The sequence below is a fragment of the Alcaligenes pakistanensis genome, from assembly GCF_014652815.1.
GTDB classification, from domain to species: domain Bacteria; phylum Pseudomonadota; class Gammaproteobacteria; order Burkholderiales; family Burkholderiaceae_B; genus Alcaligenes; species Alcaligenes pakistanensis.
In genome coordinates this window covers 294425-309874 of sequence record NZ_BMZN01000004.1, presented here as the reverse complement: position 1 = coordinate 309874, position 15450 = coordinate 294425, and the positions used below count along the sequence as shown (strand labels likewise).

Here is a 15450-nt window from a genome sequence, read left to right as displayed (position 1 = left end):
CCCGCTCCCTGATGTTTTGTTTCGTATTGACACATCAGTATCGGTTTGCTTACGGATAGCGTCAAGTCCCTGTCTTGGCTTTGGGGTAATGGTAGGAAAAACTCTGATCCCGACCGGCACGTTTGGCTTCGTATAAAGCCGTGTCCGCTTGACGCAGCAGAGCGTGCAAATCCAAAGTGGAAGACTCCAGGGTGGCCACGCCCAGGCTAGCCGTCATGGTCAGTTGCTGATCGTTGTCCAGCGCAAAAGGCAGTCGGGCAATACTTTTACGCACGCGTTCGGCGACGGCGTGGGCTTGGGTGGCGCTACAGTCCGGTAGCAAAATACCAAATTCTTCACCGCCTAAACGGCCGAACAAGTCGCTGTCACGCAGAGCCAAAGAGATACGCTGGGTAATGGCGCTCAAGGCCAAGTCACCTACATGGTGGCCGTGGGTATCGTTAATTGGTTTGAAGTGGTCGATATCTAGAACAATCACGCTGATCGACATATGCTTTAAGCGGCATTGGGTCAGTACGGTCTGGCCTTGCTGGAAAAAGGCTTGTTTATTAAGCAGGCCAGTCAAGGCGTCGTGATGAGCCAGTCGTTGGAGTTTTTCTACTGCCAGATTGCGGGCGGACATCAGGCTGGCACCCGTGATGGAGGCCAGGGCAATCGAGGCTATGCCGATGCGCATAGATAGCAAGTCCAGCGAGGTATTTAACTGGCTGGGCAGAAAGTACATGGGCTGGCTCAGGGCGAATAAAGTCCACAGCACATAGAACAGCGTCAATAAGGTACTCGTGAAGAGCGAGTAGCTCAGTGCGCACCATAATAAGGGCAGCACGGGAAAAGCCAGCGAGCCGGGACCCTCAATCAGCAGGCTCAGCAAGCTGGTCAGCAAAAGCGCTAGGGCCGGTGCTAATTGCGCCAGGCTCAGCAAATGGGGTTCGTTCCAGTATTCCTGAAAACGTCGCCAGGGCCGGGCCGGGGCTGTCAGGATGACAGGCAAGATGGCGGTATAGGAAATCAAGCCAGTCAGCATCCAGGAAAGGATGGCTAAAGACAGATCTTGAGAGGTGTGTAGATACAGGGCAATGCCGCCCAGCAAAGCCGATAAAAGACAGGCCAGACTGTAGCAGGCAGCCAAGGATAGCAGGGCTTGCGGGCGGCGCAGGGACAGATCCAGCCGTGGGTTGCGAGTGATCAGCCAAAAGGCCAGACCAACCCCGCTGACGTTTGCCAGGGTCAGCAAGAGCGCAATGGCTAGGGGGGTGTCACCAGTCAGTTCAGCACAGAGGTAGCCCAGAATAACGACTAACCAGCTGCTTGGGCTATGAGCCCAGTCCGGGCGACGAATGAACAGGCCCAACAGTACGGCTTCGGCCGGCCAAAATATAGTGAGGGCGTCGTAATGACGTAATTTTGCGCCCAGCAGGGTCAGTGACAAGACCAGGCCGAACAGAAAAAAGCGGGAGAGATAGGAGTGGCGCCGGGATGGGCGCAAGCAGGAATCCTGCTTTGATTTCATATCCGTTGCCATAGGAGCGTACGCTCGTCGTGGACGCTTTACAGCGTCGGATAAGTTTCAAGCCGCCACTATTGTAGGATGAAAGCAGAAATACTTTTTACAAATTGTAATTATGTGTTTTTAAATGAAATTAATTCGGGGGCTGGGTCAAGCGCCCCGTATTAATTGGCAAGCAAGGCTTTAGTTCAAGGCAGGCATGGCATGGCGTGCGGCCACGTGATGCACGTCTTGCAGACGAAAGCGGAAACGTACATTAGCGTCTTGGCTCTGGGCATCCGCGGTGTAGGTGGTGCAGCCGTGTACAGGCGAGCTGAAAATCACGGTACCAGCCATGCGAGGGCCGTTTTTAGGTTGCAAGTAAACAGTGTCGCCAATGCGAATATCGGTTTTGTTCAAGGCAATATGCTCAGGGCGCGAGACCAAACCAGTTGGATAGATATTTTTCATAATTTTTTTCCTTATCGTGTGGTGTCATTACATCGTTTTTTTATTGAGATTTGATGACACCATGATGGACCGGACTCCACACGGAGACCAGGCCAGTACTATTTCAATGTAGAACATCGCTGGCTGGATGTTAAAAAGCATCAGGCAGCCGTGCTCTGTGGCAGCATGGACAGCGCCTTATTCGTTTGCCAAGCAAATGGACGGAGCGAGTCCGCTACGATGCAAAAAATAAGTCTGGATGTGGCTGTCGTCGCCGTTGTGAATGAATACCCGCATGGTTGGGAACATGCTGGCAGGCTTAAGAGTTAGAGCCTGAAAAGTGGGTACATTCAAAAAAAGGTTGATTGCACGTTCTTAATGTAATGGATATGTTGGTGCAACCAATCAACTATTAAGTCATAGGCTTTGATCTTTGTCAAGAGCTGTGGCAAGAAAGTTTTCAAGTGCCGACGTTTCTGGCCCACGTCTGATGAAAACAGTAGCAAAGTGCCTGCAGTTCGAACGCTGGGCTGCTCTAGAATAAGTCCCTTGTCTTAGCCCTTTTGTTGTTGCGACTCATGATTACCATCACCGGCTTGTTTACCCATCCCATCAAATCCTGTGCAGCCCAAGCCCATCCGCAGGGCGTGGAGATTAGTGTTGCTGGTCTGGACTTCGACCGCGAGTGGGTGGTGGTTGACCAACAAGGCGTGTTTATGACGCAGCGCCGCTGGCCGCGCATGGCCTTGATCCAGCCAGTGGTGCAGGACGGGGAAATTACCGTGCAGGCTCCGGGTATGGCCCCCTTGTCCTGGTCCTTAGATGTATCGGCCGGTGACAACGTGGCTGTGTCTGTGCGTATCTGGAGCGCTGATACCTTGGGCCGCGATGAAGGCGATCAGGTCGCGCAATGGTTTAGCGATTTTTTACAGACCCCTTGTCGAGTGCTGCGTAACCATAGCCGTGCGCGTCGCTATGTCTTGACCGAGCGGGTGCGCCCTTGGGAGGAGAAGTCCCAAGGTTGGCGTGTCATCGGGGATCAACAACAAGGTTTTGGTTTTGCAGATGCCTTGCCATTCCTGTTCACTAATGAAGCTTCCTTGGAAGAACTGAACCGCCTGGTGCAACAGTCTGGCGAACAGGCCGTGCCTATGGATCGCTTCCGCGCCAATATCGTCTTTGAAGGCTTACCCGCTTACGAAGAGGACTATGTCTTGGGTGTCAGCAGTGAATGTTTGAGCTTTGCTTTCATCCGCGCCTGCACGCGTTGCCCCATGCCTAATGTGAATCAGGTAACGGCTGATGTCGGTACGCAGCCTGGTTTGGCCTTGGCCCAAAGCCGGCAGTTCCCGCAAGGGACCTTGTTTGGCATGCAGGCCATGCTGGTGGAATCCAAGCCGCAACGTTTGACGGTGGGCCAGACATTAGATGTGGAATACAGTTTTTAAAGACAGAAGACGGTATTCCGACGCTTGCCAGGTCTGTAATCAGGCGTAGTCCAGGGGCAGACGGGTGGTGAACTTGATCTGCTCCATGGCAAAGCTGGAGCTGACATCGGTCAGCTCAATTTCAGCGATTAATTGTTGATACACCCGATCAAAGCTTTTGATATCAGGTACGACCACGCGCAGCAAGTAGTCGGTATCGCCACTCATGCGGTAGAACTCCACAATTTGTGGAATCGCTTCGACCACCGCAGAAAACTGGCTATACCACTGCTTATTGTGTTGATTGGTCTTGATGGCCACAAACACGGTCACCCCCACATTCAGCTTTTCCGAGCTGAGCAAGGCTACCCGCTTTTCTATATAGCCCTCTTGTTCCAGGCGCTGTATGCGTCGCCAGCAAGGGGTGCTGGATAAACCCACGCGATCGGCAATTTCTTGGATGGCCAGGGTGGCATCGTTTTGGAGGATCTCCAGAATATGCTTGTCGAACTTATCCAGCATAAAAATAATTTCCCAATAATTTTCTTAATTGTAGATTTTTATTCTATATATTCTGCGTCCTATAGGGTGAAAACGCAATAATTCACTGCGACCCCTTGCGTAGACTGTTTCCATTCACACATATCGATCAGGATCAGGAAAACAGCATGCAGGACTGCGATTACCAAAATACCCGTTTGACGCATTTGGGTCGGGACACCAGCGTGTCGGCCGGTTTTGTTAACGTGCCTATTTGTCGGGGCTCTACGATTTTGGCCGACAACCTGGAGCAATGGGCGCAGCGTAAAGAGCCTGACAATCCCTATGCCTCTTACGGCCGTTTCACCAACCCGACCTTGCAAACCTTGACGCAGGCCGTAGCTGAACTGGAAGGTGCTTATCAGGCTTGTCTGTTTCCTTCTGGTTTGGCCGCTTGCACGCACGCTTTATTAGGCATGCTGAAAGTGGGGGACCATTTGCTCTTGCCGGATTCTGTCTATGGACCGGTTCGTGCTTTTGCGCAGCAGGTACTGGCTTGCCGCATGGGAATTCAGGTGCAGTTTTACGAGCCGTCTTTGGGGGAGGGGATTGCTAGCCTGCTGCAGCCCAATACCAAAGTGGTTTATGTAGAATCCCCCGGTTCGGCCACTTTTGAAGTTCAGGATATTCCCGCCATTGCTCGCTGCGCACATGCAGTAGGAGCCTATGTGTTGATGGATAACACTTGGGCGACTCCCTTGTTTTTTCAGCCTTTTGAGCACGGTGTGGATGTGTCCATCCAGGCGGCCACCAAGTATTTAACGGGGCATTCCGATGCCTTGCTGGGCGTTGCGAGCGCCAATGAACGGGCCTGGCCGTTGTTGCGTAGAGCTGCTCATGACTTCGGCCAGACAGCGGGGCCGGACGATGCTTTTTTAGCCTTACGGGGCTTGCGTACCTTGGGAGTGCGTCTGCGTCAGCATCAGGCCAGTGCTTTACAGATTGCGCAGTTCTTGGAGGGGCATCCGCAAGTTAAGCAGGTGCTGCATCCAGCTTTGGAATCTCATCCGGGCCATGCTCTCTGGAAGCGGGATTTCAAGGGTTCGACCGGTTTATTCGGTATGGTCTTGGCGCCGCTCAGCGAGGAGCAATTGTCTCGTTTTTTCAAAGCCCTGCGCCTGTTTGGCATAGGCTTGTCCTGGGGCGGGTTTGAGAGTCTGGCCCTGCCTATCGATATGCCCAACCGCAATGGGCAAGCCTTGTTCGGAGACGGGCAGCTGTTGCGCGTGCATGTGGGGCTGGAAGAACCCCAGCATTTGCAGCAGGATCTGGCTCAGGCTTTGGACGTGGCGTATTCGCAGCCAACATCCTGCGAAATCAGTGAATTGCGTTTAGTTGCCCAGCAGGCTTAACTGCTGGTTTTCCTGTCTGGCGAGCAGGCGGCGCGTCTGTTCCTCATTGATGTCCAGGCTGGGATCATCCAAAGAGGGTTGGGCGGGGCTGGAGATGCGCTCGGCAATCCGGTTCCAGCGCAAACCCAGTTTGCTGGGTTTGGCAGGACGGCGACGGCTGCGCGGGGCAGTTTCATGTTGGTCGGGGGAGTACTGGGTCAGATCAAACTGGCCCGTCACAATGCCTACCTGTTTGAGTAACACCATGGCCTGCAAGGGACTTTTGAAACTGCGCGGATCTTTGCTGCGAGCCGTTACCAATACGGCCTGGCCAGCGCGGGTGGCCACTTGTACAAAAAAATGATTGCCTTGTCCTTTGATGGACACACCTAAAATCCCCCCCGCTTGCGTGGCGGCACGCAGTTGCTGCAGGGTAAAGGTGACGATTGCGCCTGGACAGGGCAAAGAGGACATAAATTAGCGCTCAATAAAGAAAGCCCGCCGTTGCGGGCTGGTCGGGCAAATGGCTGCGTCCCCAGACAGGGGACTCAAGGGCGACATTATGCCAAAAAATAGCCTGCTCGTGGCTTGAGCGGCCTAATACTTGAAGAAGTAGTGCAAGGGCTCAGGCTGTGGGCTGGGCGCACAGGCGCGGCAAAATGTGATCAGCCAGCAGTGGGGCCAGTGTCAGGGAGCGAATTTCCTGGGGGCTGACCCAGCGCGCTTCTTCCAGTTCGGCGGCGGCCTGGATGTCCCGGTCTAGCGTCAGGGTGAAGACATGGGCATGAACCACATGACCGGGCTCATTGGCGGCAGGGCTTTCAAAGTAAGCTTCGTAGCGCGCATGGGCGGTTTCTTCTGCTTTTAAACCCAGTTCCTCGTCCAGTTCACGTTGCAGGGCCTGCAAGGGCGATTCGCCAGCCTCCAGCTTGCCACCTGCCTGCATGAAATAAGCGCTGCCACGTTTGCGGACCAATAGAATCTGACCGGCAGGGTTGGTGATGTAGGCGGCAGCCAGCAAGATGACAGGGTTGGACATGGAGTCTTTAAACAAAAAAGGGTGAAGCCAGGATCGGTTCAAGTACGCTATTTTTGCACAGGCTCTGAAGGGGTGTCATCCAGGGTTTTGGCTCGCAGCAAATAACGGGTGGCAAAAATGCCGGGGATCAGCAGGCCTAATCGGTACCAGCCCAGGTGGCTGGTTAGCCAGGCCGAGGCGGCCAGAGAAAGCCACAACATGATCAGAGCCCGGCGTTTGGCCCGGCGGGTGAGCCCTTGGCCGTTTTCCCAATTGCGCAAGTAGGGCCCCAGATGGCGCTGATCCAGCAACCATTGATGGAAGCGGGGTGAACTACGCGAAAAACACCAAGCGGCCAACAGGACGAAAGGTGTGGTGGGCAGCAAGGGTAAGACGGCGCCAGCCACGGCCAACGCCACACAGATCCACCCGGCAAACAACAGGGCGTAACGCATCATCGTTTAGCGAGGGACGCGTCCCAGCATGTAGAACTCGTCATTGCAGCGCATAGACATGAAGTTGGCCATACGGTTGCTGAGGCCAAAAAACGCGCTGATACCAGCAATATCCCAAGCATCTTCGTCGGTGAAACCGTGTTCGTGCAGGGATTGGAAATCGGACTCTTCAATCTCCTGGGCGTTTTGCGAGATTTTCATGGCAAAAGCCAACATGGCTTTTTGGCGGGGGGGAATGTCGGCCTTGCGCCAGTTGACGGCAACCTGGTCAGCCACCAGTGGATTTTTGGCGCGGATGCGCAAAATGGCACCGTGGGCAATCACGCAGTAATGACATTGATTGGCAGCGGAGGTGGCCACCACAATCATTTCCCGATCGGCATGGCTCAAACCACTGGGTTTTTCCATCAGCGCATCGTGATAGGCAAAAAAGGCACGGAATTCGTCAGGGCGGTGTGCCAGGGCCAGAAAAACATTGGGAATAAAGCCCGATTTTTCCTGCACGGCTTCAATACGACTGCGAATATCCTCGGGCATTTCGGCCAGCGTGGGGACGGGATAGCGGCTGATAGCGGCTTGAGCATTTGTCTCGGGCATGACTTGTCTCCAGGTGAAAATGGATGTTCTAGTTCATCGGGGAATTAAATCCAGCTACGCAAAGGTGTCCAGGGTCGGTCAAGACGATATAATGACATATTGATCCTGCCACGGGCAGCGCTCTTCTAGAGAGCCTTGCGGGCGGAACTGTACTTGCACACCACTACTGACGCGATAATGACAACCATCCTCGAATCTCTTCCAGTCGGCCAGAAGGTCGGCATTGCCTTTTCCGGTGGCCTGGACACCAGCGCTGCACTTTTGTGGATGCGCAATAAAGGGGCCATCCCTTACGCGTATACCGCGAATCTGGGTCAGCCTGACGAACCCGATTACGATGCGATCCCTCGCAAGGCCAAGGAATACGGCGCCACGTTGGCCCGTCTGGTGGACTGCCGTCAGCAGTTGGTGGCTGAAGGGATTGCTGCTTTGCAGTGCAACGCCTTTCACATCACCACCGGCGGCGTCACCTACTTCAACACCACGCCTATTGGCCGTGCTGTGACCGGCACCATGCTGGTTGCGGCCATGAAAGAAGACGACGTCCATATCTGGGGCGACGGCAGCACCTACAAGGGTAACGATATCGAGCGTTTCTACCGCTACGGTTTGTTGACCAACCCTGATCTGAAGATTTACAAACCTTGGCTGGACCAGACTTTTATTGATGAGCTGGGCGGTCGTGCCGAGATGTCCGAGTACATGCAGGAAGCCGGTTTCGACTACAAGATGTCGGCCGAAAAAGCGTACTCCACTGACTCCAACATGCTGGGTGCCACGCACGAAGCCAAGGATCTGGAATACCTGAACGCCGGTATCAATATCGTCAAACCCATCATGGGCGTCGCGTTCTGGCGTGACGATGTGGCCGTGCCTGCCGAAGAAGTGCGTGTGCGCTTTGAAGAAGGTCAGCCGGTTGCCCTGAATGGCGTGGAATTCTCGGACCCCGTGGAATTACTGTTGGAAGCCAACCGCATCGGTGGCCGTCATGGCCTGGGCATGAGCGACCAGATCGAGAACCGCATCATTGAAGCCAAGAGCCGTGGCATCTATGAAGCTCCGGGCATGGCCTTGCTGCACATTGCCTACGAGCGTCTGGTTACCGGTATTCACAACGAAGACACCATTGAACAGTACCGCATCAACGGTCTGCGTCTGGGCCGTCTCTTGTACCAAGGTCGCTGGTTCGACCCACAATCCATCATGTTGCGTGAAACCGCCCAGCGTTGGGTGGCGCGTGCCGTGACCGGTGAAGTGACTCTGGAACTGCGTCGTGGTAATGACTACTCCATCCTGGACACCGTCTCGCCTAACCTGACATACAAGGCCGAGCGTCTGAGCATGGAAAAAGTAGATAGCATGTTCTCGCCACGCGACCGTATTGGTCAACTGACTATGCGCAATCTGGACATCGTCGATACACGCGACAAGTTGTTCACCTACACGCAGGTCGGCCTGTTGGCTCCTGCGGCAGGTTCGGCTGTTCCTCAGCTGAAAGACAGCAAGAAGTAAATGCTGATTCGGTGATCTGTACGGCTCCGAACAGGAGGCTATAAGCACAGATCCTAAGTCGCAGATCTAAACACCCCAATGCTTGTTTGATCAGGCATTGGGGTGTTTTTTATGTGTTCTGTGGGTGCATGTAGGGGATGGACTCGTCAAGCAGACGAGTTGATATTGGCTTAATCAATCAACGCGCCATCGGGTTCATGAAAGGCGAAGGGCCCTTCAAATTCTCCCACCGTGGCGGTATGCGTGACGATATGTCCTTGAGCATTCAAGGCATGAACTGCGTAGCCGGGAGGCTCCAGTGTCCATGCGGAGGCCGCATCGGGAGCCAGATCCAGGCAGACCTGATGGGCGACGGACGGTGCTGTGCAGGCAATGCTGCCACCAAAGCGAACTTGTATCGTGCGATGCAGGTGTCCGCTGATGACACGCTCTACATTGCTGTGACGACGCACCAGCTCCTCCAGTCGTTCTGCTCCCTGCAACAGGCCGATCTTGTCCATATGGCCGATCAAGGTTTGAAAGGGAGGGTGGTGCAGCGCAATGATTGTTGGACGATCTGGCTGCTGGTCCAGTTCGGCTGCCAGCCAATCTAACTGCTTTTCATCCAGGCTGCCCGCACTGGCACCTGCCACAGCGCTGTCCAGGGCGATTAGCCTTAATTCACCCATATCCACGCTATAACAAATAGGCCCGGCCTGGCCTAAATAACGATGTTTTGGAAAGCTCAGACGCAGTTGCTCCCTGTCATCATGATTCCCCGGCATCAAGTACACAGGTATGGGTGCCAAGGGTTCCAGCAAAGCCCGCAAGTGAGCATATTCTTGCGGTCTACCAAAATCGGTCAGATCACCCGTCAGTACAAGGGCATCCGGTTTTTGCGGTAGCGCCAGGACGTGAGCGATGGCGCGTACCAAATAGGGGGCGGTATTCAAGCGCCCGTAGGCCAGCCTGCCTTCTTCCCGGATATGCGGGTCTGTCATTTGAATAAGTAGTGTTTTCAGCATGTTTGATCGGGCCGCTCCTATCGAGGCGTTCCCTGAATAAGTGTTTTTTTGGCGAGTGGAGACGAGGCGTCTGATGGATAGACGGGGCAGTCCAACCGATGGCTTCAGGACGGCGCTATCGTGCCTGGCATCAGCGCGCTAAGTGGGATGTGAATGCCGACGCTACTGCCTATGACTGCTGGGTGATCGCGGTCCACTTCGGCAATCAGGGCGGCTTGGCCGTCCACGTCCAGCGTCAATTGAACCCGTCCTCCCAGGAAGCTGCGCTGTTTGACTCTGGCTCGCGCCCAGCCCGGCTGTGTGTTCATGCAAACGGTGATATCTTCTGGGCGCACCAGTAATTCTTGCGCACCGCGTAAGGCATCCGGGCAGGACAGGCTTAGACCCGCTAATTCCACTTCGTTGTTCAGCAGGCTTTGTTCATTTCGACGCAACACATTAACCCGCCCTAAAAACGTAGCCACAAAAGGATGGGCAGGGTGGCGGTACAGGCTTTCTCCATCCCCAATCTGGACGATGCGGCCTTCATGCATAACGGCCAGCCGGTCGGCAATAGCAAAGGCTTCTTGCTGGTCATGGGTAACATGAATAGCCGTAATACGCAGACGTCGTAGCAGTTCGGCCAACTCGTCTCGCAAGGACACTTTCAGTTTGGCGTCCAGCGCAGCCAAGGGCTCATCTAACAATAAGACGCGTGGTTGATTGGCAATGGCGCGGGCAATGGCCACTCTTTGTCGTTGGCCGCCGGACAAGGCGGAAGGAAGACGTTTTTCCAGGCCATTCAGACGCATTAAATCTACTAACTCACCTACCAGGCTTTGACGCTGCGCCTGTGCCACTCCTTTGATCTTTGGCCCATAGCCAATATTGGCCTCTACCGTCATAGTGGGAAATAGCGCGTAGTGCTGAAAGACCATGCCCACCTCGCGCTTCTCTATAGGTAGCTGTGTAACATCCTGAGCATCGAAGAAGATACGGCTGCCCGCGTCGGGCATCTCCAGTCCAGCGATGAGTCGTAGCAGCGTTGTTTTGCCACAGCCTGACGGGCCTAGCAGAGCCATGACTTCACCGGGGGCAATATCCAAGGTGCTGGGATGTAGGCCTCGGGTGCCGTCTGCATAGGTTTTGGCACAGTGCTCGATGCGCACCGGTATGTGTTTATGGTTCATTGTGTCTCTCCAGCAAGCGGGCCAGGGTTTGTAAGCCCCACAGCACGGGCAAAATAACCAGCATGAAAATCAGCGTGTAGGCTGAACCCACCTCAATGCGCATTGAGGCGTAGCTATCGGCCAGCCCCACCGGCAAGGTGCGGGTTAGTGGCGTGTGCAGCATCCAGGTCAGGTTGAACTCGCCCAAGGACAGGGTGAACACCATCAGGCTAGCTGCCACAATGGCCGGCAAAATGGCGGGCAGCAAAATGCCAAAAAAGATCTGAGTAAAGCTGGCCCCTAGCGATCGAGCGGCTTCTTCCAGATCCACCAGACTGCGTTTTTGCAGGGCTGCCGTCGTGGTACGCACCATAAAGGGCAAGGTAAAAACAATGTGTCCGACCAGAATGAACCAGAAGCTTTGGCGAAAGCCTTGCAGGGAACCGTAGGCCAGCAGCAAAGCCAGCGCGGAGGCCATTCCTGGCACGGCAACGGGCAAGGTCAAGAGTTCCTCAAACAAACGAGCCAGGCGGGAGCGGCTGCGTGCCAAGGCATAGGCGCACGGCACGCCCAGCAGGATGACGGCCAGTACGCAGAGTAAGGCCAGTTGCAGGGACAGCCAGACCGTACCGCCGTAGTTGGCCCAGACCTGTGCTACCCATTTCAAGGTCAGGCCGCTTTTCAGCCCCACACGGTAATTGTTGACCAGACCCGCCATGACGGAAAGTAGAATAGGCCCCAGCAAAAACAGTACGGTCAGCCCGGTGACGGCCAGCAAGAGGGGGGAAGGGCGATGCATGCCAGAAGAGGATCGTAGCGTCATGGCAACCTCACGCGCTGATAGACGGATCGCGCACCAGGCGGCGGGCCAGCCACAAGGTAAACCATGTCAACAGTCCCAATGAAATTGACAGGCTGGCTGCCAAGGTGAAATTCGCATAATTCGTGAATTCGTTATAAATGGTGATAGGCAAGACTTCGTAGCGGCTGGATAAGGTAAAGGCCGTGCCGAAGGCGCCCATTGAGGTGGCAAAAACGATGGCACCGCAAGAAAGTGAAGTGGGGGCCAACTCGGGCACCCACACATCTCTGGCGATCTGCCAGCGTGTTGCGCCACAGGAGCGCGCTGCTTCTTCCAGATTGGGATCAATGGACTGGGCTGCAGCGGTATAGGTCGCAATCGCTCTGGGCAGGGAAAAATACAGGTACGCCAGGAACAGGCCCAGCAAGCCATAGGCAAAGGTCACCCGCCCAAGGCCCAGCTCCTGGGTGATTTGCGCCAGCGCACCTTGTCGGCCACCCAACAAAATAATGAAAAAACCCACGATGACGCCGGGGAAGGAAAGAGGCAAAGTCATCAGTGAAAGCAGAAGCCGTTTTGCGGGTACACGATGCCGTGCCATTACGATCCCGACCATTGCGCCCAATACCAGGGTGGCCAAGGTGACAACAACGGACAGGGCGAGGGTTTGCAGTAAGGCTTGCAAGTAACGTCCCGAACTCAAGACGACCCAGTACGTTTTTATGCCGTCATGGGCAGGCAGCGCCAGCAACTGTGCCGCTGGCAACAACCAGAAAGCGGCGAAGAAGGCGAGAGCTGGGGCGGAGCACAGTGGCAGTAGGTAATGGCGTCGCATATGCTAACTCCAGGAAATACGGGGCAGAAAATGGCGGCTCGATGGCGTTCGAGGCCCCGATGTAGATGGTCCAGTCCAGGGAGCCGAACGCCTTGAATTCCGCTCTGCAGCAGGCCAGAGTGTGCTTGGCCCAGCCTGGGCTACAGAGTGAAATGGCTTAGCGAACCTCTGCCAGGTAACGCTCGGCAAAGGGTTTTTGGCCTTGTGCCATACGGTCATAGTCAACGGGTTTGGCGCGGGCATATTCGCTGTCGGGCAAGAAACGCGATTGCGCTTGCTCACTGACTGCGCTGCTACGAACGGGGCGCAAAAAAGCATTGGCCCAGATAGATTGGCCTTGCTCGGACAGGACAAAATCCAGTACTTTGCGGCCGTCATCGGCGTGCGGTGCCTTGTTCACTAGCGACATGACGTAGGGCACCACAATCGTGCCTTCTTGTGGAATGACGAAGGCCACGTCTTCCCCATCTTTGTACTGAGCGCGGTAGGCACTGAAGTCGTAATCGAGCAGGATCGGGATCTCACCGGAGATCAGGCGGGCATAGGCGGTTTGCTTGGGGACGATGGGATTGTTTTTCTGCAGCGCCTTGAACCAGTTGATAGCGGGGTCAAAGTTGTCCATATTGCCGCCCAAGGCTTCATTGATGGCAACGGCACCGACATAGCCAACGAAGGCAGAAGAGGGGTCCAGATAGCCGACCAAACCTTTGTACTCAGGCTTGAGTAAGTCTTCCCAGGACTTGGGCACAGGGGCATCGCCCAGGGCCGACTTGTTCACCATGATGCCCATGGTGCCCGAGTGGATGGCAAACCAATGGCCTTGTGGGTCTTTCAGGCCCTCGGGAATCTGCTCCCAGCCTTCGGGTTTGTAGGCTTGGGTTATGCCTTCTTTCTTGGCCTGAATGGCAAAGGTGATGCCCAGGTAGGTCACATCGGCCACCGGGTTGGCGGACTCCGCCACCAACTGCGCCAGCGATTGGCCCGAGTTCTTGTTATCTGGTGGCACGGTGATGCCGGTGTGCTGTTTGACCGCTTCGATCTGGCTGGCCCAGTCGGCCCATTCAGGGGGACAGTTGTAGCAAATGGCAGTCTGTGCGGCTGCGGCGCTAGCAAAAGTCATCAAGGCTAGTGGCAGTGCCACACGGCCCGCCAGTGAACTCAGAATATGTTTCATGATCCATCACTCCAGTCAGTGAGTTGTGTCTAGAAAAAAGCCCGTCAAGGCGTAAGAGCAGGGTCGTTGCGGGAATCATTCCCTCGGGAAAAGGGGGCTGCATCAAGGATGCGCATCGGGAGGAAAAGGACAGGGGGCGCAGGATTCACCTGGGTCAAAGCGGTGTGGCAAGAGCACCGAAGCTTGGGTAGGCACGGCTTCTTGTCGTTTCACGGCGGTCAACAGCAAGCCTACGCATTGCCGGCCGATTTCTTCATTAGGCTGAACGATGGTGGCCGGGCGGGGAAAGAGGTCCGCCCCGATGCCAATGCCATCGAAACCGACCACGCTGATGTCCTGGGGGATACGCAGCCCGATTTGTTGGGCGGTTCGCATGCAGCGCATGGCAATCAGATCATTGGAGCCAATCAGGGCTGTGGGCCTGTGCGCCTGACGCAAGAGCGTGGCGACATCAGCCAGATGAGTTCCTGCCCGCGTGTCGCCAGGCTGTGCATCTGTCTGGCTTGTGCCTTTTGCTGGGGCCTGGTCCATGAAAGGCACCTCCAGCAATGCAAGAGGCCGCAGCCCGGCCTGTTCCATACCTCGGGTGTATCCACGGCTGCGCTGTTGGGCTCGATCGGAAACGTGCAAGTGTCCCGTCACCATCGCAATCCGGTGGTGGCTTCCGGCCACAAGGTGGGCGATCAAGTCGATCATGGCCTGCTCGCCGTCTACGGTCACGCAAGGGTGATCCGGGTGCTGGTTATAGGCCAGCACATAGGGGCAGGTCGTCTTGCTTAGTCGGGCCAGAGCGGGAGAGGAGGCGGGATTGGATACCACCAGCACGATGCCTTCCACATTGCTGGCCAGCAGCAAGGCGACTGCCTGGGATTCGCGTTCGATGTGGTAATCGGTAAAAAACGGCAGGATGGCATAGCCACCCTGGGCAGCCGTATCGGCAATACCTTTAAGGCATTCTGCAAAGACCGGGTTAAGCAGCGTCGGCAAGATCACACCGATCACACGACTACGCTGGCTGCGCAGACTGCGGGCAGATGCATTAGGTTCATAACCCATAGCCTGGATGGCGGCCTGCACGCGCAGCAAGGTTTTTGCGCCTACCTTTTCTGGCTCGTTCAGTGCGCGCGACACGGTGGCCACGGACACCTCCGCCGCTTTGGCAACATCCAGGATTCCAACTGTAGCCATGACACCCAGCCGTCAAAATGAAAACGATTACATTTGAGCAAAGCTATATGTCAGGCAAATGACGCCCCGTGATTTTTTGACCAGTGAACGAGTGATCGTCTGAGCTGGTTTGGGGCCTGTCCGGCGACCCTTTGCCGCCACAGCGCTTCTGTCTGCACGTCACAATCCATATGCCGTCTTTATACGCAGACCATTAAACACTGCTCTGAATTTACGCCGCCAATCCTAGACTTGATCTGTCTGCTGCTGGTCAGCATTACTAGGAGGCGGGGATGAGTGCGTCCTTTTTTACAGTTCTGTCGGGCGGCGTTGCCCTGGGGCTATTTATCTATTTGTTCTATGCCTTGCTTAGGGCCGAAAATTTTTGATTTCGGGCTCCCTAAACGTTCATTGTTTGGAACAGGTGTGCAAATGAGTGATGTTCTATTTCTAACGGTGCTGTTTGCGTTTTTTGCGATGGCGATCGGATTTGTTCTTGGTCTT

The 15450-nt window shown here is 55.2% G+C and carries 17 protein-coding genes; 4 read left to right on the top strand and 13 right to left on the bottom strand.

Translation table 11 applies throughout. The annotated features are described in order from the left end of the window. Positions 1–61: 61 nt before the first annotated feature. Positions 62–1510, bottom strand: a complete 1449-nt coding sequence (locus IE156_RS14280; RefSeq protein ID WP_189393219.1) for a GGDEF domain-containing protein — start codon at positions 1508–1510, stop codon at positions 62–64. A 180-nt stretch (positions 1511–1690) separates the two neighbouring features. Next, entirely contained in the window at positions 1691–1957 is a 267-nt protein-coding gene (locus IE156_RS14275) for a hypothetical protein (protein ID WP_189393218.1), read from the bottom strand. A 557-nt stretch (positions 1958–2514) separates the two neighbouring features. On the opposite strand from IE156_RS14275, the gene IE156_RS14270 reads away from it, so the two are divergent. Then, the gene (locus IE156_RS14270) at positions 2515–3384 is read left to right on the top strand and encodes an MOSC domain-containing protein (RefSeq protein ID WP_189393217.1); all 870 of its coding nucleotides are present in this window, start codon (positions 2515–2517) and stop codon (positions 3382–3384) included. 39 nt (positions 3385–3423) lie between these two features. Here the strand turns inward: IE156_RS14270 and IE156_RS14265 are convergent, their stop codons facing one another. Then, the gene (locus IE156_RS14265) at positions 3424–3885 is read right to left on the bottom strand and encodes an Lrp/AsnC family transcriptional regulator (RefSeq protein ID WP_229841361.1); all 462 of its coding nucleotides are present in this window, start codon (positions 3883–3885) and stop codon (positions 3424–3426) included. A 146-nt stretch (positions 3886–4031) separates the two neighbouring features. Here IE156_RS14265 and metC point away from each other — a divergent pair, with 146 nt between their 5' ends. After that, positions 4032–5255, top strand: a complete 1224-nt coding sequence (metC, locus tag IE156_RS14260; RefSeq protein ID WP_189393216.1) for a cystathionine beta-lyase — start codon at positions 4032–4034, stop codon at positions 5253–5255. On the opposite strand, the gene IE156_RS14255 is transcribed toward metC, so the two are convergent. The 4 genes from IE156_RS14255 to IE156_RS14240 all read right to left on the bottom strand — a co-directional run bounded on the left by IE156_RS14255 (position 5235) and on the right by IE156_RS14240 (position 7304). Beyond that, entirely contained in the window at positions 5235–5708 is a 474-nt protein-coding gene (locus IE156_RS14255) for a hypothetical protein (protein ID WP_189393215.1), read from the bottom strand. The genes metC and IE156_RS14255 overlap by 21 nt on opposite strands. A 151-nt stretch (positions 5709–5859) precedes the next feature. After that, entirely contained in the window at positions 5860–6273 is a 414-nt protein-coding gene (locus tag IE156_RS14250) for an NUDIX hydrolase (protein WP_189393214.1), read from the bottom strand. 47 nt (positions 6274–6320) lie between these two features. After that, the gene (locus IE156_RS14245; RefSeq protein WP_189393213.1) at positions 6321–6710 is read right to left on the bottom strand and encodes a YbaN family protein; all 390 of its coding nucleotides are present in this window, start codon (positions 6708–6710) and stop codon (positions 6321–6323) included. Positions 6711–6713: 3 nt separating this feature from the next. Then, a complete protein-coding gene (locus IE156_RS14240; protein WP_189393212.1) occupies positions 6714–7304 on the bottom strand; it encodes a peroxidase-related enzyme in 591 nt (196 codons plus the stop codon). A 177-nt stretch (positions 7305–7481) separates the two neighbouring features. Between IE156_RS14240 and argG the strand changes: the two genes are divergently transcribed. Beyond that, positions 7482–8816 carry an argininosuccinate synthase gene (gene argG, locus IE156_RS14235; RefSeq protein WP_189393211.1) on the top strand — a complete coding sequence of 445 codons (1335 nt, stop codon included), beginning with the start codon at positions 7482–7484 and terminating at the stop codon, positions 8814–8816. 170 nt (positions 8817–8986) lie between these two features. Here argG and IE156_RS14230 read toward each other — a convergent pair whose 3' ends face one another. The 6 genes from IE156_RS14230 to IE156_RS14205 all read right to left on the bottom strand — a co-directional run bounded on the left by IE156_RS14230 (position 8987) and on the right by IE156_RS14205 (position 14967). Beyond that, on the bottom strand, positions 8987–9820 hold the full coding sequence (locus tag IE156_RS14230; protein ID WP_189393210.1) for a phosphodiesterase: 834 nt from the start codon (positions 9818–9820) through the stop codon (positions 8987–8989). 104 nt (positions 9821–9924) lie between these two features. Continuing rightward, on the bottom strand, positions 9925–10989 hold the full coding sequence (locus IE156_RS14225) for an ABC transporter ATP-binding protein (protein WP_189393209.1): 1065 nt from the start codon (positions 10987–10989) through the stop codon (positions 9925–9927). Continuing rightward, positions 10979–11791 carry an ABC transporter permease gene (locus IE156_RS14220; RefSeq protein ID WP_189393208.1) on the bottom strand — a complete coding sequence of 271 codons (813 nt, stop codon included), beginning with the start codon at positions 11789–11791 and terminating at the stop codon, positions 10979–10981. Before IE156_RS14220 ends, IE156_RS14225 begins: the two co-directional genes overlap by 11 nt. 7 nt (positions 11792–11798) lie before the next feature. Beyond that, complete coding sequence (locus IE156_RS14215; RefSeq protein ID WP_189393207.1) at positions 11799–12605, bottom strand: ABC transporter permease; 807 nt, start codon at positions 12603–12605, stop codon at positions 11799–11801. Positions 12606–12762: 157 nt separating this feature from the next. Next, positions 12763–13725, bottom strand: coding sequence for an ABC transporter substrate-binding protein (locus IE156_RS14210; RefSeq protein WP_229841403.1), 963 nt, complete (start codon positions 13723–13725; stop codon positions 12763–12765). Positions 13726–13881: 156 nt separating this feature from the next. Beyond that, positions 13882–14967 (bottom strand): LacI family DNA-binding transcriptional regulator, encoded by a 1086-nt coding sequence (locus IE156_RS14205; protein WP_189393205.1) that lies wholly within the window; start codon positions 14965–14967, stop codon positions 13882–13884. Between the two features lie 272 nt (positions 14968–15239). On the opposite strand from IE156_RS14205, the gene kdpF reads away from it, so the two are divergent. Continuing rightward, entirely contained in the window at positions 15240–15335 is a 96-nt protein-coding gene (gene kdpF / locus IE156_RS18605) for a K(+)-transporting ATPase subunit F (RefSeq protein ID WP_189393204.1), read from the top strand. Positions 15336–15450 lie beyond the last annotated feature (115 nt).